Genomic DNA, 19,422 nt, shown 5'->3' with positions numbered 1-19,422 from the left:
CACCCCTTACCAACCCGACAGCAGTACTCCAGAAAAGAACGGTGATCACAATGAAGTGGAACAAGAAGGCGACCGCCCTGACGGTCTTCGGCATGGCGGCGACGCTGACCCTCGCGGGGTGCTCGGGCGGTGCGTCCTCGGGCGGCGCGTCCGGCGGCGCCGACGGCGGGTACAAGATCGCGTTCGTGCAGGGCGTCGCGGGAGATGAGTTCTACATCTCGATGCAGTGCGGCATCCAGGCCGAGGCCGAGAAGGAGGGTGCGACCGTCACCACCCAGGGTCCCGAGAAGTTCGACCCGACGCTTCAGAAGCCGATCGTCGACGCGGTCGTGGCCTCCAAGCCCGACGCGCTGCTGATCGCCCCCACCGACGTCTCGGCCATGCAGGCGCCCATCGCGGCCGCCGAGGCAGCCGGCATCAAGGTCGTGCTCGTCGACACGACGCTCGAAGACCCCTCCGGCGCGGTCTCGCAGATCTCCTCCGACAACAACGGCGGCGGAGCCGCGGCGTTCGAGGCGATCCAGAAGGCCAACCCGGGCGGCGGCAAGGTCCTCGTCGTCTCCACCGACCCGGGTGTGTCCACCACCGACGCCCGCGCCCAGGGCTTCGAAGACGCCGTCAAGAAGGACTCCAAGTTCGAGTCGGTGGGCGTGCAGTACTCCCACAACGAACCCTCCACGGCTGCGGAGATCGTGACGGCGGCGCTGCAGAAGGACCCCGACATCGTCGGCATCTTCGCCGCCAACCTGTTCGCCGCCGAAGGCTCCGCCACCGGCGTCCAGCAGGCCGGCAAGCAGGGCCAGGTCACCATCGTCGGCTTCGACGCCGGCCCCGCGCAGGTCAAAGCCCTCGAGGCCGGCACCGTCCAGGCCCTCGTCGCGCAGGAACCCGCCACCATCGGCGAAGACGGCGTCAAGCAGGCCATCGCCGCGCTGAAGGGCGAGAGCACCGAAGCCAAGATCCAGACCGGCTTCACCATCCTGACGAAGGACAACATCACCACCGACGGCAAGGACGCGGTCTACAAGTCCTCCTGCTGATCGATTCCGGATGCCGGGATCTCGCGCTCACGCGGCGTCCCGGCATCCCCCCCTCCCCCCTCCCCCCCTCCCCGCGCGTGAGTCGCCATGGTCTGTCGCTTCCGACACCCCTGAAGCGACAGAATCTGGCGACTCACGCACATCGACCACGGAGCCCCGCATGACCGACCTCACCGCCGCCTCCCTCCCCTCCCTCGCGGCGAACGTCTCCGTTCCGACGTACGACAGGTCGGCCGTGCGCGCGCGCATCGTGCACTTCGGCGTGGGCGGCTTCCACCGGGCGCACGAGGCCATGTACCTCGACCGCCTGCTCGAAGCCGGCCACACCGAGTGGGGCCTGTGCGGAGTCGGGGTCCTGTCGTTCGACGCGTCCATGCGCGACGCCCTCGCCGCTCAAGACGACCTCTACACGCTCGTCACGACCGCGCCCGACGGGACCTCCACCGCCCGCGTCGTCGGCTCCATCGTCGAGTACCTCTTCGTGCCCGATGACCCCGAGGCCGTGGTCGCGAAGCTCGCCGCCCCCGACACCGCGATCGCCTCTCTCACCATCACCGAGGGCGGGTACGGCATCGACGACGCCACCGGCGCCTACGCCCCGCGCGACGAGGCAACGCTCGCCGACCTCGACGGTGCGACCCCGCCGCGCAGCGTCATGGGTCTGCTCACCGAAGCTCTTCGCCGACGCCGGGATGCCGGCATCCCGGCCTTCACCGTCATGTCGTGCGACAACATCCAGGGCAACGGACACGTCGCCCGTGCGGCCCTGCTCGGTTTCGCCGAGCGGCGCGACGCCGAGCTGTCGAGCTGGATCGCCGAGAACGTGTCGTTCCCGAACTCGATGGTCGACCGCATCACGCCCGTGACCACCGACGAGACGCGCGACGCGATCGCCTCGGAGTTCGGCATCCGCGACCGCTGGCCGGTGCGCAGCGAGTCGTTCGAGCAGTGGGTGCTCGAAGACGCCTTCCCCGCCGGCCGCCCACCGTTCGACGAGGTCGGCGTGCAGCTGGTCGACGACGTCGAGCCCTACGAGCTGATGAAACTGCGCCTGCTCAACGCCTCGCACCAGGCCATGAGCTACCTCGGCATCCTCTCGGGCGCGCACTACGTGCACGAGGTGTGCACCGACCCGCTGTTCGTCGACTTCCTGCAGGGATACATGCACGACGAGGCGATCCCGACGCTCCGCGCGGTCCCGGGGATCGACCTCGACGCCTACTGCGACCAGCTCATCGCCCGTTTCGGCAGTGAGGCAATCCGCGACACCCTTGCGCGCCAGGTCGTCGACGGCTCGGACCGCCTGCCGAAGTTCCTGCTGCCGGTCGTGCGTGAGCAGCTCGCCTCGGGCGGCCGCATCGACCGCGCCGCGCTCGTGCTCGCGGGGTGGAGCGTCTTCCTCGAGGGGCGCACCGAGTCGGGCGAAGAGACGCCCGCGGTCGACAGCCGTCTCGACGAACTGCGGGCGATCGTCGCCGACGACCCTGCGTCGCTCCTCGACTACGCACCCGTCTTCGGCGACCTCGGGCAGAACCCCCGCCTGCGCGAGGCCTACCTCGCGGCGCGGGCGTCGCTGGCCGAGCGCGGGGCGCGCGGAGCGATCGCCGCCCTCGCCGACTGACGGCCCGGGCGGGTCAGGTGCGCGGTCGGCTCCGCAGGAACCCCGCGATGGCGTCGTGGAACCGCGTCGGGTCCTGGTTCGCCTCGTTGCAGTGACCGGTCGCGTCGAACGCGACGAGCTCGGCCTCGGGATGCCGTTTCACGTACGCGAGCGACCCGCTCACCGGCACCACGGGGTCGCGCAGGCTGTGCACGATCAGGGTGGGGACGCGAGGCGCGGGCCGGGGACCGTCGACCCAGTTGAGCGCCGGGGCGTTCACGCCCTCGATGAGTCCGAGTGCCCGCGCGCCGAGGGCGCTGCCCAGGATGCGCATCGATGCTCCCGCCACCGAGCGCGGAAGGTGGGCGCCCGCGACGGCGTTCTCGACCACGCGCGTCCAGTCGAGGGCCGGCGCGACGAGCACGAGGGCGGTGACGCGGTCGCGGTGTGCCGATTGCTCGAGCGCGAGCATCGCGATCGTTCCCCCCATCGACCAGGCGACGAGCACGATCTCGCGCGCCCCCTGGTCGACGGCGTACGAGATCGCGTCGTCGACGTCTCTCCACTCGCGCGTCCCGAGCGTCGAGGGGAGGGAATCGGCGGGGGCGCACTCCTCATCGCCCGCGTACGAGACGACGAGCGACATCCACCCCGCGGCGGCGGCGGCCGGGGTGGAGCGCAAAGCACCGTTGCGGCTGGAGCGCAGGCCGTGGACGTGGATCGTCCACCGTCCGTCCGCGGTGTCGCGGTCGCCGATCTCCCAGGCCTCCGCGACTCCGCCGCGTCGAAGCGGCACCGAGACGTGTCGAGTGGGCCCGACCTCCTCGGGGGCACCGATGCTCTGCGAGGTCCAGGTGGCCACGGCATCCCCGTCTTCGAGGCCCTCCGGTCGCGCCGCCAGCGCGCGCACGACCCGGTCCTTCCCGATGCGCAGCGGCTCGCCGACGACCAGGTGCCGACCGTCGTCGAGCCACAGGCCGTACGTGCCCGGCTCGCGGCTCTCCAGCGTGGCCGGCACCGAGACGGTGTCGCCCGCGACCGTGATCGGGGCGTACACCTTCGGAGCGCGCGGCGCGATGAGACGGCGGGCGACGTATCCGGCGACGGCCGTGTGAGCCAGGGCGAGAGTCGCGGCGGCGACTCCGGTGCCGACGGCGAGGGATCGGATCATGGGTGGACTCCCGTGGTTCGTCGAGTCAGGTGGGCGTCGATGTCATCGAGCAGAGCGCGCTGAGGAGGGCTGAGCGGCGTCGAGGTGGCGATCGCGTCGTCTTCGACGGCGACCCGCAGGGCGTGGAGGCGCGTGTCGGCGACGGCATCGGCCGGGAGCCCGGGGAACGAGTCCACTCCACGCTCCCGGGCGACCGGCTCGAGCCGCGCCAGCAGCTCATCGCCGCGGCGGCGGATGCGCGTCGTCGTGCGGGATGCCACGAAGATCCCGATCACGAACGAGACGACCCCGAGGTAGAAGAGCGGATCGAACAGCGCACTGACCAGCGCGTTGGGCTCGAAGAACCGCGACAGCGTCAGGTCGAGGATCTCACTGAGGCACCCGAGAACGATCCCCACCGCCCCGACGCGGAAGAAGACGCGTGTTTTCGGCAGCGATCCGCGGGCCGAGCGGAACAGCAGCAGGCCGACGAGCGCGATACCCGCCATGTGCAGCACGCCGTACGCCCACGCGCCGGTCGAGGTCATCGCCGCATCCTCGAGGAACCGGAACGACGACGTCCCCCGCTCGGGGAGGGCGGCGAAGAAGACCACCGCGAACAGCGCGCCGAGCAGGCCGGGGAACCACCACCGCAGGGTGCGGATCCGCGCGGTCACCGGAGCGGTACCCGCCTGGATGCCGAGCCACAGCGCCACCATGGTGAGCACGTTCTGCACGAGCTTGAGGACGTTCGTTCCGCCGAGAAACCCGTCGAGGATCTCGAGGCGGATGACGGTGCCCTGCGTGAGCAGGGCGATGCAGCCGATGAGAGCGGCGAGCCACGCGATGCGCGCCCGCGGCTGGCGCCAGGCGACGCGGGCCCGGAGCACGACGACGAGAAGCAGCCCCGCCAGCGCCGCGTCGATCAGAAGGACGGTCACCACGACGACTCGGCCACCCTCGGTGAGGTGTACAGCAGGCGCGCGATCCGGTGCGCGATGTGCTCGGCGACGAGTTCCGCCTCGTACTCCGGCGTGGTCAATAGGGGATTGTCATGGGGTGAGACCGAGGAACGCTCGTGCAGAGCGCCGGAGCAGTGGGCGTCGTCGAGGAGGTGCCCCAGTTCGTGGGAGGCGGCGAACTGGCTGTAGATCGCGGCATCCGAGGCGCGGACGTGGATGCTGCCCTCGCGTCGATCGGCGAAGTAGGTGAGGAAACCGGTCAACGTGCCCCACCCCGCCGTGTCGGTCTCGGGGACGATGCGCAAGCGGATCTCGAGCGCCTGCTCGACCGCGTGGACGACCTGGTCGAAGGTCATGCCGGCGGCGAGACCGGCGTGCTGGATCGCGCGGTCGGCGCGCGCCTGCACGCGGGCGAGCATCTCGTCCGCTTCCGTCACCACCGTCCCCCCTCACGGCTGATCATGTCGCGGGCGGCCTGCTTCGCAGGGAGTGCGCGATGGCGCGGAGGGCGTCGGGCGACATCTCGCCGAGGGCGCGGAATTGGATGCTGCTCGCTCCCGCCTCGCGCATCGCGTCGCGCAGTTCGAGCTCGGCGTCGGTCCGGTCGGTCACCGCGTCGTCGGTGTAGTCGGTGAGGTACTCGGTCGGCACGTCGGCCCAGTGCGTGATCAGGCGCAGGACCTCTTCGTCGAGCACGACGGTGTTGGTCGCGGCGGCGAGGAGGGCACGCGCGCTCTCGGCGGCGGCGGGGTCGATCTCATCGAGGTGATCGACGAGGTCGTTCTCCGTCGCCCCCTGGCTGTGGACGAGTCGACGGACGCGGGCGGCGAGGGGGGCCGCGGGGACGCGCATCTCGACCCGGGGCGCGGAGTCGGGGTTCGCGGCTTCTTCGGGGGCCACTCCGAGGGCGGCGGCGAGCGCCTCGATGTCGTTCGTGTTGTACGGCAGAGAGAAGCCCGCGCGCGACTGGTAGTAGCTCTTCGTCATTCCGGCGCGGCTGAGCAGCTCGCCCACGGTCAGACCTTTCGCCCGACGCAGGCGGTCCACATTCGCCACCACTCGGCGGGAGTACCGCGAGGGCGGTCCGACAGCGCCGCGACCCACATTCCGATCGTAGACGCCCACGACGACGCAAGGATGATCGTATTTACAATCCCAGCGCGGGTGCTATTTACGAGACGCTGTGCTTGTATGGATGACGACCGCGCGCGGGCGTCCGTGGGGGAAACCCCGCGCGCGAGCGACCGGGAGAGGCTTCCCGGTCCGTCGGCGACGGGCACGGCACCATTGGGGGGTGCCGTGCCCGTCGCTTCGGCGGATCGATCACGCGGGCCTCCCGGACCCCGAAGCGCCGATCAGAGGCCGCAGGACTCCCGCTCGACGAGCGACACGTCGATGACCGTCAGCTCGTCGAGGCCGAGACCGGCGTCGGGCTGCAGGCGCGCGAAGACGCGTTCAGCCGCGAGCGCTCCGATGCGGCGCGGATCCTGGTCGACGACCGTGACCGAGGGGGTCAGGGTGTCGGCCATCGGGAAGTCGCCGAATCCGACGAACGGTAGCGACTGCCCGCGCAGCACGTGGGCGAGAGCCATCGACGAGCGTGCGTTGGCCGAGAAGACGGCGGTGGGCGGGTCGGCGAGCGCGCGCAGGCGTTCGAGGGCGGATGCCGCGGACTCGCGATCCGACACCTGCGAGGCGATCAGCTGTTCGTCGACGTCGACCCCGGCTTCGCGGAGCGCTCGTCGCCAGCCCTCGACGCGCTTCGTCTCGGTCGACAGGTGCACCATGTCGCCCACGTAGGCGATGCGACGGTGGCCGTGCGAGAGCAGATGGGCGGTCGCGAGATGGGCGCCCGCTTCGTCGTTCTCGGTGAACGTGTCGGTGAGCAGACCCACCGGGGCGCGGTCGACGAAGACGATCGGGGTGTGGCCGCGCCAGCGCTCGAGCCACGAGTGGTCGGTCCCGACGGGGGCGATCACCAGGCCGGTGAGTTGACGCCCCAGGAGAGACTCCAGAGCGGGACGTTCGTCGGCAGGATCCTCGCCGAGGCTGGTGACGAGGGTGGAGAGCCCGCGCCGTCGGGCGGCGTCTTCGACCGACCGCGCGATCGCGGCGAAGAACGGGTCGACGACGTCGGGAACAGCGACCCCGATGACCGAGGCGCGACCGGCGCGGAAGGTCGTCGCCAGGGCGTTGGGGACGTAGTTGAGTTCGCGCATCGCGGCCTCGACGAGGGCGCGGGTGTCGGGCAGCACGTGCGGGTCGTCGTTGAAGACGCGCGACACGGTCTTGGTGCTCACCCCGGCTCGCAGGGCGACATCGCGCATGGTGGTCACGAGACACCTCCGAGGCAGCGGATCGGGCGGGGGGCTGCTCCGACAGCCCACCCTATCTGGCGACGGGTCGGACCCGCCCGCCCGGGGCCGCAGCGACGCTCCCCCGCGTGCACCCGCGGTGAGCGCGCCCCGACCCGGGCGGGCGTGGTCATCTCAGTGACCGTCGACGGCGTCGGCGAGCTCGCGCAGGCGCGGCAGGGCGCGGCCCGAGAGCAGCTCCTCGCGGCGGTCGGCGTCGATCGAGAGGCTGTCCTTCCACAGCGACCGGCCGGCCATGGCGCCCGAGGCACCGTTGGCGACGGCCGTGCGCACCTGCTCGATGAACGTCTCGTGGTCGACGCCGGCCGAGAGCACCGCCCACGGCACGCCCTGGGCGGCCTCGGTCACGCGGGCGCTCGCCTCGGCGGAGCCGGGGTACTGCAGCTTCAGGATCTTGGCACCGCAGGCGACGGCGAGGGCGGCTCCGTCGACGACGAGGTCGGCGAAGGTCGCCGTGTACTCTTCGTCGCTCTCGTCTTCGAGCTGGTAGGTCAGCAGCTCGACGATGAGGAGCAGGCCCTCGTCCTCGCACGCCTGCACAAGGTCGCGGATCTCGTGCGCGACGCGGGAGTCGGCGTCCTGTTTGTCGGGGCGGGTGTACCAGAGCATCTTGGCGACGTCCGCGCCCTGCTCGCGGATGGAGTGCGGCGTGGCTCCGGGGACGAAGCGCGTGTACTTCAGGCCGTCGACGGTCTCGGCGCCCGAGGCGTCGAGACCGACGACGAGGGCGGTGTCACGAGCGAGCACACCGTCGTCGACGATCTGCGGCAGCGCGACCTCGGGGTCGAGCAGGATCGCCGGCGCGTGGTTGGCGAGGTGGCGCACGAGGTCGGCCTTCACCTCGGCGAGCTCGTCGCGCGAGATCGCATCGGAGCCGTTGGGCGCGTCCTTGATAGCGGCCTTCATGCCGTTGCGCTGGTCGGCGGCGACGATGAGCATGTGGCCGTCAGGGGTGCTGATCGACTGAAGCGCGCGGCGCTCGATCGTGGTGAGTGCGTTCATGATCTCTCTTCTCTGGGGTCTGTTCGCGCCGGTCGGCGCGGGTGGTCTGTTCGCGCGCGGGTCGGCGCGAGGATCTTCAGGAGGGGACGGATGCCGAGACGAGGCGCCGCGCCATGTCGGCGGCTCCCCACGCGACGTCCTGCTCGCGGGTGGACAGGGACGGATCGGGGAGCACTTCGGCGCGGGCGCGGCGGACGCTCGCCATGCCCGCCCAACCGCCGGTGAGGGTGGAGCGGGTGGCCGGGGCGACCTCGCGGTCCATCGCCGCGATGAGGGCGGCGACCTCGTCGTTGCTGTGCCGCAGCACGGCGCCGAAGATCTCGGCGGGCGACGCCTCGGTGTGCAGGGTGAGGCGCAGCACGCCGTCGTCGTTGCGCGCGCCGGTGACCTCGATGGCCCCTGCGGGCAGCTCGCCCTCGACGGGGAGGGCCATGACCGCTTCGTCGAGGGCGTCCCGCCCGGCGCGGTCGCTGATGCCGGCGGCGTGAAGAGCGCGACGCAGCAGCAGCCCGGTCTTCACCCCGGCGACCAGCACGTGCTTGCCGGGCACGACGTGGCGCACCTCGTTGATGAGCGCGTCAGCCAACCGCTGTCGAGCCGCGAAGCCGAGCGGCTCATCGAGCACGCGCAGCAGCACCTCGGCGGTGCCGAGCGACACGTGGTATCCGTCCGCGTCCAGGGTCCCGTTCGCTTGAGCGGCGACGAGGTGGTCGTGACCGGCGACGGTGAGTGCCGCGCCCGCCACGCGCGAGCCGAAGGCTCCGGATGCCTCCCCCCAGGGCAGTCCCCCTCCGCGCAGCGGCGGGAGCAGGTCGGCGTCGACGCCGAGAGCGTCGAGCATCGCGGGCCAGGCGGCACCGGAGTCCTGGTCGATGAGGCCGGTGCGCGACGCGAGCGAGAGCTCGAGGGCGATGTCGCCACCGAGCGAGGCGACCACGAACTCGGGCAGGTCGAGCCAGCGCAGGCCCGCGAGCGAGGTGCCCTGGTCGCGCAACCACGCGAGCTTCGCGACGCTCACCTGCGCGCCGAGCGGGAGACCCGTGCGGCCGGCGAACTCCTCGCGCACCACGCTCGGGAAGGCGGCGATCTGCTCGAGCCCGCGCGGGTCGAACCACGCGAAGCCGGGCGCGGCAGCGGCCCCCTCAGCATCGACGAGGATTCCGGTCTCTCCCATGCCGGCCACGGCGAGCGAGGTCAGCGAACCGGCGGTGATCGGCATCAGTTGCTCGTCGATGAGTTCGATGAGCGAGCGGATGGCGCGCAGCAGATCGTCGGCGTCGATGTCGGTCGTTCCGCCCTCGCCGACGCGCCAGGGCGTCGACACCTGCGCACCGGCGATCTCGGCGCCGTCGTCGTCGATGACGAGCATCTTGATCGCGGTGCTGCCGAGGTCGAGCCCGCCGTGCAGTCGCGCGGGCCCCGAAACCATGTCACCGGTGTCTCGCATGGGCGGCCGTCCTTTCCGGAACTTCGTCGAGTCCCGGAATTACAAGCATGACACCGGTGACTTGCTACGTCTATGGTGGGGGTATGCCGTCGTCGTGTCAAATACCCGATCCGCTCGCCGTCGTCGTCGCCGGGACGGCCGGGAGCGGCAAGAGCACGCTCGGCCGCGCGATCGCCGAGACCCTTCGAGCACCCCTCGTCGACCTCGACAGCGTCACCACTCCCCTGCTCGACGCCCTGCCCGCGGACGCTTTCGGCGGCGGCCACTGGCTCACCTCCCCCCACGCCCCGGCGATCCGTGCCGGGCGTTACGCGGCCCTGCTCGCGACCGCCGCAGATGCCCTTGCGACAGCGGGCCGGGTGGTGATCGTCGCCCCCTTCACCTCCGAGCTCTCCGGCGGCGAGGAGTGGCAGGCGCTGGTCGCCGCGCTCGCCCCCGCCGAGCCGCACGTCGTGCACGTCGACGGAGACCCCGCCGTCCTGGCGTCCCGCCGCGCGGCGAGGGGAGCATCCCGCGACGCGCACCGCCCCGACGTCGCTCCCGTGGCGCCGGCGATCCCGGTGATCGCCGTCGACGCCGAACTCTCGACCGCACAACAACTCGCCCGAGTGCTCCCCGCGCTGGGGATTCGCCGGGCGGTCGACGCAGACGCCGAGATCTTCCGACGCGAGTTCGACGCGGTGCTCTTCGACCTCGACGGGACACTCGTGGACTCCACGGCATCCGTCGTCCGGTCGTGGCGGCGCTTCGCGGAGCACTTCGACGTGTCGATGGAGGCCCTGCACGCCAACCATGGGCAACCCGCGCGCACCCTCGTCAGCCTGCTCCTGCCCGCCGAGCGCGGGGCCGAGGCCATCGCGCACGTCACCGCTCTCGAGGTGGCGGATGCCGTGGGCCTGTCCCCCATCCGCGGAGCCGCGGACTTCTTCGCATCCGTCCCGGCGGAGCATCGGGCCATCGTCACGTCGGGGTCCGTTCCGATCGCGACCGCGCGTCTGGCGGCCGCCGGCTACGAGCGACCCGCGGTGTTCGTCACCGTGGACGACGTGGTCAACGGAAAGCCGGACCCCGAGCCGTTCCTGCTGGCGGCCGAACGTCTCGGCGTCGATCCGTCACGCTGCCTCGTCGTCGAAGACGCCCCCGCCGGCATCGCCGCCGCCCGCGCCGCCGGCTGCGCCGTGATCGCCCTCACCGGCACGACCGCCGAAGAGGAGTTGACCGCCGACCTCGTCGTCGACGGGCTGGATGCCGTGCGGCTCGAGGTCACGGCATCCGGGACGCTCCGGCTGTTCCCGGCCTGATCACGCGACCGCCACGACGAGGCCCGATCCGGTTGTGAAGGGACGTCAGCCGCACAGTTTAGGACCATCGACGCATCGGCTGGGCGTTCGCTCTCGCCCGTAGCGCGCCAACCGGTCGCTGCCTACCCTGGGCTCAATCGCGCATCTTCAGGCTCTTGATCGGACAGAGTGAGCGGCCGCCGCCTCGTGTCGCACCCGAACTCGACGAAGGTGCTCCCCCCTCGAGAACGAAAAGAGCACCCATGAGCTCGGATGACAAGACCGATACCTGCAGCTACCACATGGCCGGTGATCTCCCGGCCGGCGGCGACCACCTCGGCGGCACCTTCGGCCAGGCGCCGAGCCTCGACGGGTGGTACCCGCAGCGGTTGAAGGTCGAGCTGCTGCATCGCAACGGCGTCGCCGCCGACCCGCTCGGTGCCGACTTCGACTACGCGGCGGCGTTCGCCACGATCGATCTCGACGCGCTCAAGGCCGACATCAAGCAACTGCTCACCACCTCGGTCGACTGGTGGCCGGCGGACTACGGCAACTACGGCCCGCAGATGATCCGCATGGCGTGGCACGCCGCCGGCACGTACCGCATCGCCGACGGACGCGGCGGAGCGGGAACCGCGATGCAGCGATTCGCGCCGATCGGCAGCTGGTGGGACAACGGCAACACCGACAAGTCCCGACGCCTGCTGCAGCCGATCAAGCACAAGTACGGCAACGCGCTGTCGTGGGCCGACCTGATGGTGCTGACCGGCAACTGCTCGCTGGAGCTGATGGGACTGCCGACCTACGGCTTCGCCGGGGGACGACTCGACGCGTGGGAGCCCGACGACGGCACCTGGTGGGGCCCCGAGGTCTGGAACCCGCACAACGTCCAGAGCCCCGACGAGATGGTCAGTCGTGACGAACGCTGGCACGGCGAGAACGGCGACGCGGACTACGACCTGCAGAGCCCCCTGGCCGCATCGCACCAGGCCCTGATCTACGTCAACCCCGAGGGACCGTACGCCAACGGCGACCCGATGGGCTCGGCGCGCGACATCCGCATCACCTTCACCCGCATGGCGATGAACGATGAGGAGACCGTCGCGCTGATCGCCGGCGGCCACGCCTTCGGCAAGAGCCACGGCCAGGTACCCGCGTCGAAGATCGGCCCCTCGCCCGAGTTGGCACCGATCGAGTCGATGGGGCTCGGATGGCACAACCCCGTCGGCAGCGGCAACGCCGAGAACACCTCGACCAACGGCATCGAGGGCAGCTGGACCCCGAACCCGATCCAGTGGGACAACACCTATCTCGAGAACCTGTTCGCGTTCGACTGGGAGCAGACGAAGAGCCCGGCCGGCGCCCTGCAGTGGACTCCCACCGACCCGGACGCGCCGAAAACCCCCGACGCGCACGTGCCCGGGCAGATGAACCCGCTGATGATGATGACCTCGGACATCGCCCTGAAGGTCGACCCGGAGTACCGGGCCGTGTGCGAGCGCTTCCTGGCCGACTTCGACCTCTTCACGCTGGCGTTCTCGAAGGCCTGGTACAAGCTCACGCATCGTGACATGGGTCCGAAGCACCGCTACCTCGGGCCCGAGGTCACCATCGCCGACGACCTGCTCTGGCAGGACCCCCTGCCCGATGCGGAGGGAACCGCCCTCGACGAGGCGGAGGTGGCGACCCTCAAAGAGGCCGTCATCGCGACGGGCTTGTCTGTGTCCGACCTCGTCTACACGGCCTACTCCGCGGCGTCCACCTACCGTGACAGCGACAAACGCGGCGGCGCGAACGGTGGCCGCCTGGCCCTGTCGCCCCAGAAGGACTGGGCGATCAACCGCCGCACCATCCCGGTGATCGACGCGTTGCGGTCGGTGCAAGCGGAGTTCGCCGCGTCGTCGGGCGGGCGGCAGGTGTCGCTTGCCGACCTGATCGTGCTCGCCGGCACGGCCGCCGTGGAGCGCGCGGCGCGGGCGGCGGGCTCCGACGTCGACGTCCCGTTCACCCCGGGTCGCGTCGACACGACGCAGGAGCTCACCGACATCGAGATGTTCGAGTGGCTCCGGCCCGTAGCGGATGGATTCCGCAACTTCGTGTCGGAGCGATTCGACCAGTTCGCGCCCGGAGTCGCCCCCGAGGCGGCGTTCCTCGACAAGGCGAACCTCTTCACGCTCACCGCGCCCGAGTGGACCGTCCTCACCGCGGGCCTGCGCGTCCTCGGCGCGAACTGGGACGGATCCGATACAGGTGTCTTCACGGAACGCGTCGGCGTCCTGACGACGGACTTCTTCGTCAACCTGACCGACACCGATCTGGTCTGGACGAAAGACGACGACACCGCGTCGACCTTCACCGGCCGCGTCCAGGCGACCGGCGAGGCGCGCTGGCGGGCATCGAGGAACGACCTCGTGTTCGGCTCGAACGCGCAGCTCCGCTCGATCGCCGATGCCTACGCCGGCACCGACGGACAGGAGAGGTTCGTCCGCGACTTCGCCCAGGTGTGGTCGAAGGTCATGATGCTGGACCGCTACGACGTGAAGGGCCACAAGCGCTACGGCGTGATGGCCGCCTGACCGGCGCAACACCCCTTCAGGTGGTCACCCCCTCTCACACGGAGAGGGGGTGACCATTTTTCGGACCCGCTGCACTGCTACCGCGTCGCGCGCTCCAGCAGCTCCAGCACGTGCACGTACGTCTCGCCCGTCGCCTTCGTCATGCCCAACTCACAGGTACGGTTGCACGACGCGAAGGCATCGGCGCCGAGCCCGGCGACCTCGGCCGCTTCGGGAGCGGTCGCGGCCTCGGTGAGTTCGGGGTGCAGCATGCCCCGGTCCCCCGCGTAGGCGCAGCACCCCCAGGCGTCGGGCACGCGCACCTCCGCGGCGACGGCCTCGCCCACGGCCCGCAGCGCCGGGTCGATGCCCAACTGCGTCGACGAGCACGTGGGGTGCAGGGCTAGCAGCTCGGCCACCGGCGTGGGCTCGAGGAGCGGAAGCAGAGCGGATGCCGCGAAGGCCACGGCATCCACCACCTTCACTCCCTCGTCGCGCAGGGTCGCCGCGAAGCCCTCGGTGCAGCTGGACGCATCGCAGACGACGGGGAGCTCTCCCCCGCGCGACGCCGCGGACACCGCCGCGCGAACGCGAGCCGACATCGTCGCGTGCCCCTTCGCGTATCCCTTCGATGACCAGGGCGTGCCGCAGCAGAGAGCATCGATGCCCTCGGGGACGATCGCCGAGACCCCCGCTCGCTCGAGCAGCCGCGTGAACGCTTCGGTCGCGCCGATGCCGTCGGAAGAAGCCGGTCCGAACATGCTGCCCACGCACGCGGGCAGGAACACCGCGCTCGGCTCGACGCCGGCGGCCCCGACGACCCGGCCCAGGGTCTTGCGCGAGGCTCCGCCGCCCGGCAGCTCGGCCGCGTAGCGGGGCACCGTGTCAGTCCCGAGCACCGCGCGCGCGGCATCCGTCATCGCCCGCACCGCCGGTGTGGGCAGTACGGATGCGACCGACAGGGCCGCGGATCCGGCGCGCGTCACCGCGCCCCATCCCGTCGCCGCGGCCGCCCAGCCGGCGGCGAGCGCGGGGTTCGCGTCCTCACGGCGGAAGCGCTTCATGAGCGAGCCCGTGTTGATGAGCACAGGGCACGCCGTCTGGCACATGCCGTCGACCGCGCAGGTCTGCACCGCGTCGTAGTCGTAGTCCTTCTCGAGCTCCGCGACGAGCGCCCCGTCGCCGCGCTCGCGGGCGGCGGTCGAGGCGCGCCGCACGACGATGCGCTGGCGCGGGGTGAGCGTGAGCGAGCGACTCGGGCACACCGGCTCGCAGTATCCGCATTCCACGCACCGGTCGGCCTCGGGCTCGATCGACACGGGCGTCTTGAGGTTCCGCATGTGCGCGGTCGGGTCGTCGTCGATGATGACACCCGGATTCAGGATGCCGCTGGGGTCGAGCAGGCGCTTGAGCCGCACCATCACGTCGTACAGCTCGTCGCCGTACTGGCGGCGCACGTACGGCGCCATCGCGCGACCCGTGCCGTGCTCGGCCTTGAGGTTGCCGCCCGCGTCGAGCACGAGGTCGACCATCGCGTCGGTGAAGCCCTCGAAACGGCCGAGGGCCTTCGCGCCCTCGAACCGGTCGGTGAGCATGAAGTGGATGTTGCCGTCCTTGGCGTGACCGAAGATCACGCTGTCGGCGTAGCCGTAGCGCGCGAACAGCTCCTGGAGCCCCCCGCAGGTGTCGGCGAGGCGGTCGACGGGCACGACGACGTCCTCGAGCAGGGCCGTGGTGCCGCTCGGTCGGGCGCCGGCCACCGAGGCGTAGAGGCCCTTGCGGAATTTCCACGCGGCCGCGCGGTCGGCGGCGTCGCTCGAGAACAGCGCGGGGTCGCGCAGGTCCTGCTCCCCCAGCACGCGCGAGCCGGCCTCGGCGAGCGCGCGCAGGGCCTCGGGGTCGTCCGCGTGATACTCCACGAGAAGAGCCGCCTGGGTCGTCGCCTCGAAGCCATGGATCGCGGTGGGAGTCCCCTGCAGGCGCTGTCCGACGCGGAGCGAGGTGGCATCCATCAGCTCGAGCGTCGCCGCGCCGGTCGCCACCAGCGCTGGAAGCGACCGCGTGGCGGCGTCGAGCGTCGGGAACACCGCGAGGGTCGTCGCGATCGCGGGCCGGATCGGCACGGTGCGGAAGGTCGCCTCGGCGACGAAGGCGAGCGTCCCCTCCGAGCCGACGACCAGGTGGGCCAGCAGGGCCGCGGGGGTGTCGAAGTCGACGAAGGCGTTGAGGGCGTACCCCATGGTGTTCTTCATCGCGAATTGCCGCTCGATGAGAGCGACGCTCGCGGGGTCGCCGATCACGCGGGAGCGCAGCCGCATCAGCTCGTCGACGAGGGCGGGTTCGCGCTGGGCGAGTAACCGATCGGCATCGGGGTCCGCGGTGTCGACGACGGTTCCGGATGCCAGCACCACCACGAGCGATTCGAGGGTGCGGTACGAGTTCTCGGCCGTTCCGCAGGCCATGCCGCTGGAGTTGTTCGCGACGACCCCACCGATGGTGCACGCGGCCTCGCTCGCGGGATCGGGGCCGAGGCGATGACCGTGCCGCGCGAGTCGCGCGTTGACCTGACGCACGGTGGCTCCGGGCTGCGAGCGCACGCGTCGGCCACCGTCGAGCACGTCGATGCGGCCGAAACCTTGCCGCACGTCGACCAGCAGGCCCGACCCGGCTGACTGGCCCGACAGGCTCGTGCCACCCGAGCGGAAGGTCACGGGCGTGCGCGACGCGGTGGCCGCGCGGAGGATCGCGCCGACCTCGACCGCATCCGAGGCGACCACCACCGCCTCGGGCGTCAGCAGGTAGTGCGAGGCGTCGTTGGCGTAGGCGACCCGGTCGATCGCGCGGGTGCGGATGCGCGAGACGTCGGCGACGGCCGCGACGATCTCCGGGGCGATCTCGGTGCGGGCCACGGTCATGCACTGTCCTTCGATCGGGCCGGACGGGAGGTCACGCTTCGCCCTCCGGCGTGAGCACGCGCTCGAGATCCGGCGCGATGTCGACGAGGGCCCGGATGCCGTGCGGAGGTCCCGCGACGAGAGTGGAGGCGTGCGCGACGGCGTGCGCTCCCCACTCGGCCGCCGACGCTGCGGCGACGGCGAGGGGGTCGGCGCCGGCAGCGCTGGCCGCGGCTTCGCGGGTGAGGCCGAGGAGGAAGCCCGCGAGGGCGGCGTCTCCCGCGCCGGCGGTGTTGGCGACGTAGGGGGCGGCCGCGCGGGCGAAGACCGCTCGATCGGCGGTGACGGCGACGAGGCCGTCGGCGCCGAGGCTCGCGAGCACCGTCCCCACTCCCCGCGCGACGATCTCCCGGGCGGCGTCGACGACCTCGCCGAGCGTGGCGAGCGGGCGCCCCACCGCTGCCGACAGTTCTTCGACGTTCGGGGTGAGCAGATCGATTCCGGTCGGTTCGGCGAGCAGCGCGTCGAGCGCCGCCCCGCTCGTGTCGACGGCCACTCGCGCGCCGTGCTCCCGCGCAACCGCGCGGACGGCGGCGAGATCGATCAGAGACCCGGTGCCCGCGAGGTCGGGCAGGCTCCCCGAGATCACGAGCCAGGGGGCCGTTCGGGCCGAGAGCTCGTCGCGCACGGCCGAGACCGTGGCATCCCACGCGTCGGACGACAGCGGCGGGGTCGGAGCGTTGACCTTCGTCGTGGCGCCGTCGGCGTCGATGATCGAGGTGTTCACGCGCGTCGACCCGGGCACCTCGACGATCCGCAGGAGCGGAGCGGTGAGCCCGCATCGCGCGAAGCGCACGTCGTCGGCCCCGAGCACCACGACCGCGACCGTCCTCGCCCCGCCCGCGGCGAGGGCGGCAGAGACGTTGACGCCCTTACCGCTCACCTCGCGCGTGTAGCTCTCGGCGCGGGCGAACGCCCCGCGGCGCAGAGCACCGACGCGGTAGGTGGCGTCGATCGCCCCGGCGGCGGTCAGGGTGACGAACCCGCTCATACGCCGCGCCCCGCGATGACACCGAGGAGGCGCTCGACTTCGGCGGCGACCGCCGCGCGGCCCGGGGTGAGCCAGCCGCGAGGGTCGATGGCATCCGGGTCCCGCTCCAGCTCCACGCGGACGGCGCCCGTCAGCACGGCGTTGAGGTGTGTGCCGATGTTGATCTTGCGCATGCCCGCGCGCACGGCGCCGTCGATGCCCCCATCCGCGACCCCGCTGGAGCCGTGCAGCACGAGGGGCACGAGCACCGCCGCGGCGAGCTCGGCGATGAGCGCCTCATCGAGTCGGGCGCTGCGCTCGCGCATCGCGTGCTCACTGCCGACGGCCACGGCGAGGGCGTCGACGCCGGTCTCGCGCACGAAGCGCACGGCCTCGGCGACGTCGGTGCGCACCCCGGGTGCGTGGGCGCCCTTGCCGCCGATCTCGCCGAGCTCGGCCTCGATCCACGCTCCGGCGGCGTGCACCCGATCGGCGACGGCGGCGGTGCGCGAAAGGTTCTCGGCGTCGGTCAGGTGAGCGGCGTCGAACATGACCGAACGGATGCCGACCGCCACGGCCTCGTCGACGAGGGGCTCGTCGGTCGCGTGGTCGAGGTGCACGACGACGTCGACCCGCGCCTGCTCGGCCAGGCGGAGGGCGGCGGAGGCTGCTGGGGCGAGTCCGCCGTGGAAGGCGATCGCGTTCTGCGAGAGCTGCAGGATCACGCCGGTGCCGGCGGCCTCGGCCCCGGTCACGATCGCCTCGGCGACCTCGAGGGTGATGAAGTTGAAGGCCCCGACCGCGCGGTGCGCGGCGAGCAGGGCGGGCATGTCGGCCAGCGGCACGGCGGTTTCTCTCTTGTCGGGTCGCCCCTCCGCGTGAGTCGCCAGATTTCGTCGCTTCAGGGGTGTCGGAAGCGACAGATTCTGGCGACTCATGCGCGGGGAGGGGGAGGAGGGGGGTGGATGCCGGGGCCCGGGCGGTCGCTTCGAGTCCCGGCATCCGGGGTTCATCTCGCGTCAGGGGTCACTCGGTGTCGCTTCGGAGCGGCCCAGGCGACCGTTTGTGACCCCTCACGCGAGGGGGGTGTCAGCAGGAGGACTTGTAGACCGCGTCCTTGCCGTCGGTGGTGATGTTGTCCTTCGTCAGGATGGTGAAGCCGGTCTGGATCTTGGCCTCGGTGCTCTCGCCCTTCAGCGCGGCGATGGCCTGCTTGACGCCGTCTTCGCCGATGGTGGCGGGCTCCTGCGCGACGAGGGCCTGAACGGTGCCGGCCTCGAGGGCCTTGACCTGCGCGGGACCGGCGTCGAAGCCGACGATGGTGACCTGGCCCTGCTTGCCGGCCTGCTGGACGCCGGTGGCGGAGCCTTCGGCGGCGAACAGGTTGGCGGCGAAGATGCCGACGATGTCGGGGTCCTTCTGCAGCGCCGCCGTCACGATCTCCGCAGCCGTGGAGGGTTCGTTGTGGGAGTACTGCACGCCCACCGACTCGAACTTGGAGTCCTTCTTGACGGCGTCTTCGAAGCCCTGCGCGCGGGCGTCGGTGGTGGACACACCCGGGTCGGTGGAGACGACGAGGACCTTGCCGCCGCCCGGGTTGGCCTTCTGGATCGCCTCGAACGCCGCGGCTCCGCCGCCGTTGTTGTCGGAGGAGATCTGCGAGACCGCGCCGGAGGGGTCTTCGAGCGTCGTGTCGACCAGCACGACCTTGATGCCGGCTGCCTCGGCGGCCGCGATGGGCGCCTGCATGGCCGAGACGTCGGTGGGGGCGATCAGCAGCGCGTCGGGCTTGGAGGCCACGACCGCGTCGACGATCGGCTTCTGAAGCGTCGGGTCGAACTTCTCGGGACCCTGGGTGGTGACGGTCGCACCCTCCTTCTCGGCCTCTGCCTGGATGCCGCACTGCATCGAGATGTAGAACTCATCTCCCGCGACGCCCTGCACGAACGCGATCTTGTACCCGCCGTCCGACCCGCCCGACGCGCCGCCGGACGAGGAGCCGCCGGAGCACCCGGCGAGGACGAGGGTGGCTGCGGCGCCGAGGGTGGCGAACGCGAGAACCTTCTTGTTCCACTGCATTGTGATTG

15 protein-coding genes are annotated in these 19,422 nt (G+C 71.4%); 4 read left to right on the top strand and 11 right to left on the bottom strand.

From position 1 onward, the window contains the following. Positions 1–50: 50 nt before the first annotated feature. Together QBE02_RS13090 and QBE02_RS13085 are read left to right on the top strand one after the other, a co-directional pair. The gene (locus tag QBE02_RS13090) at positions 51–1,040 is read left to right on the top strand and encodes an ABC transporter substrate-binding protein (protein WP_279367895.1); all 990 of its coding nucleotides are present in this window, start codon (positions 51–53) and stop codon (positions 1,038–1,040) included. Positions 1,041–1,200: 160 nt separating this feature from the next. Further along, positions 1,201–2,661 (top strand): mannitol dehydrogenase family protein, encoded by a 1,461-nt coding sequence (locus tag QBE02_RS13085; protein ID WP_279366126.1) that lies wholly within the window; start codon positions 1,201–1,203, stop codon positions 2,659–2,661. A gap of 13 nt (positions 2,662–2,674) precedes the next feature. Here the strand turns inward: QBE02_RS13085 and QBE02_RS13080 are convergent, their stop codons facing one another. The 7 genes from QBE02_RS13080 to QBE02_RS13050 form a co-directional block, all read right to left on the bottom strand. Beyond that, the gene (locus tag QBE02_RS13080) at positions 2,675–3,811 is read right to left on the bottom strand and encodes an alpha/beta hydrolase family protein (protein ID WP_279366124.1); all 1,137 of its coding nucleotides are present in this window, start codon (positions 3,809–3,811) and stop codon (positions 2,675–2,677) included. Further along, positions 3,808–4,731, bottom strand: a complete 924-nt coding sequence (locus QBE02_RS13075) for a hypothetical protein (RefSeq protein WP_279366123.1) — start codon at positions 4,729–4,731, stop codon at positions 3,808–3,810. The genes QBE02_RS13080 and QBE02_RS13075 overlap by 4 nt, the downstream gene beginning before the upstream one ends. Next, on the bottom strand, positions 4,728–5,192 hold the full coding sequence (locus QBE02_RS13070; RefSeq protein WP_279366122.1) for a hypothetical protein: 465 nt from the start codon (positions 5,190–5,192) through the stop codon (positions 4,728–4,730). The genes QBE02_RS13075 and QBE02_RS13070 overlap by 4 nt, the downstream gene beginning before the upstream one ends. 19 nt (positions 5,193–5,211) lie before the next feature. Then, positions 5,212–5,856 carry a helix-turn-helix domain-containing protein gene (locus QBE02_RS13065; RefSeq protein WP_279366120.1) on the bottom strand — a complete coding sequence of 215 codons (645 nt, stop codon included), beginning with the start codon at positions 5,854–5,856 and terminating at the stop codon, positions 5,212–5,214. 251 nt (positions 5,857–6,107) lie between these two features. Continuing rightward, on the bottom strand, positions 6,108–7,079 hold the full coding sequence (locus QBE02_RS13060; protein ID WP_279367894.1) for a LacI family DNA-binding transcriptional regulator: 972 nt from the start codon (positions 7,077–7,079) through the stop codon (positions 6,108–6,110). Positions 7,080–7,241: 162 nt separating this feature from the next. Continuing rightward, on the bottom strand, positions 7,242–8,129 hold the full coding sequence (locus QBE02_RS13055) for a hypothetical protein (protein WP_279366119.1): 888 nt from the start codon (positions 8,127–8,129) through the stop codon (positions 7,242–7,244). Positions 8,130–8,205: 76 nt separating this feature from the next. Next, the gene (locus QBE02_RS13050) at positions 8,206–9,576 is read right to left on the bottom strand and encodes an FGGY family carbohydrate kinase (RefSeq protein ID WP_279366118.1); all 1,371 of its coding nucleotides are present in this window, start codon (positions 9,574–9,576) and stop codon (positions 8,206–8,208) included. Positions 9,577–9,623: 47 nt separating this feature from the next. Between QBE02_RS13050 and QBE02_RS13045 the strand changes: the two genes are divergently transcribed. Both QBE02_RS13045 and katG read left to right on the top strand, forming a co-directional pair. Continuing rightward, positions 9,624–10,877: an HAD-IA family hydrolase gene (locus tag QBE02_RS13045; RefSeq protein ID WP_279366117.1), complete on the top strand. Its 1,254-nt coding sequence runs from the start codon at positions 9,624–9,626 to the stop codon at positions 10,875–10,877. A 242-nt stretch (positions 10,878–11,119) separates the two neighbouring features. Then, a complete protein-coding gene (gene katG, locus QBE02_RS13040; protein ID WP_279366116.1) occupies positions 11,120–13,432 on the top strand; it encodes a catalase/peroxidase HPI in 2,313 nt (770 codons plus the stop codon). Between the two features lie 77 nt (positions 13,433–13,509). On the opposite strand, the gene QBE02_RS13035 is transcribed toward katG, so the two are convergent. From QBE02_RS13035 to QBE02_RS13020, 4 genes are all read right to left on the bottom strand, one after another. Continuing rightward, positions 13,510–16,326, bottom strand: coding sequence for an FAD-binding and (Fe-S)-binding domain-containing protein (locus tag QBE02_RS13035; RefSeq protein WP_279366115.1), 2,817 nt, complete (start codon positions 16,324–16,326; stop codon positions 13,510–13,512). A 31-nt stretch (positions 16,327–16,357) separates the two neighbouring features. After that, on the bottom strand, positions 16,358–17,356 hold the full coding sequence (locus QBE02_RS13030) for a 1-phosphofructokinase family hexose kinase (RefSeq protein WP_279366114.1): 999 nt from the start codon (positions 17,354–17,356) through the stop codon (positions 16,358–16,360). Further along, positions 17,353–18,180, bottom strand: coding sequence for a class II fructose-bisphosphate aldolase (locus QBE02_RS13025; protein ID WP_347710265.1), 828 nt, complete (start codon positions 18,178–18,180; stop codon positions 17,353–17,355). Before QBE02_RS13025 ends, QBE02_RS13030 begins: the two co-directional genes overlap by 4 nt. A gap of 244 nt (positions 18,181–18,424) precedes the next feature. Continuing rightward, a complete protein-coding gene (locus tag QBE02_RS13020; protein WP_279366113.1) occupies positions 18,425–19,414 on the bottom strand; it encodes an ABC transporter substrate-binding protein in 990 nt (329 codons plus the stop codon). Positions 19,415–19,422 lie beyond the last annotated feature (8 nt).

Source organism: Microbacterium testaceum (assembly GCF_029761935.1).
In the GTDB taxonomy this organism is placed as follows: Bacteria; Actinomycetota; Actinomycetes; order Actinomycetales; family Microbacteriaceae; genus Microbacterium; species Microbacterium testaceum_A.
This window is presented reverse-complemented; position numbering and strand designations above follow the sequence as displayed.

Coding starts and splice junctions, on each gene's coding strand:
- QBE02_RS13090 (WP_279367895.1), top strand. CDS start 51: ATGAAGTGGAACAAGAAGGCGACCGCCCTGACGGTCTTCGGCATGGCG.
- QBE02_RS13085 (WP_279366126.1), top strand. CDS start 1,201: ATGACCGACCTCACCGCCGCCTCCCTCCCCTCCCTCGCGGCGAACGTC.
- QBE02_RS13080 (WP_279366124.1), bottom strand. CDS start 3,811: ATGATCCGATCCCTCGCCGTCGGCACCGGAGTCGCCGCCGCGACTCTC.
- QBE02_RS13060 (WP_279367894.1), bottom strand. CDS start 7,079: ATGCGCGATGTCGCCCTGCGAGCCGGGGTGAGCACCAAGACCGTGTCG.
- QBE02_RS13055 (WP_279366119.1), bottom strand. CDS start 8,129: ATGAACGCACTCACCACGATCGAGCGCCGCGCGCTTCAGTCGATCAGC.
- QBE02_RS13050 (WP_279366118.1), bottom strand. CDS start 9,576: ATGCGAGACACCGGTGACATGGTTTCGGGGCCCGCGCGACTGCACGGC.
- QBE02_RS13045 (WP_279366117.1), top strand. CDS start 9,624: ATGACACCGGTGACTTGCTACGTCTATGGTGGGGGTATGCCGTCGTCG.
- katG (WP_279366116.1), top strand. CDS start 11,120: ATGAGCTCGGATGACAAGACCGATACCTGCAGCTACCACATGGCCGGT.
- QBE02_RS13035 (WP_279366115.1), bottom strand. CDS start 16,326: ATGACCGTGGCCCGCACCGAGATCGCCCCGGAGATCGTCGCGGCCGTC.
- QBE02_RS13030 (WP_279366114.1), bottom strand. CDS start 17,356: ATGAGCGGGTTCGTCACCCTGACCGCCGCCGGGGCGATCGACGCCACC.
- QBE02_RS13020 (WP_279366113.1), bottom strand. CDS start 19,414: ATGCAGTGGAACAAGAAGGTTCTCGCGTTCGCCACCCTCGGCGCCGCA.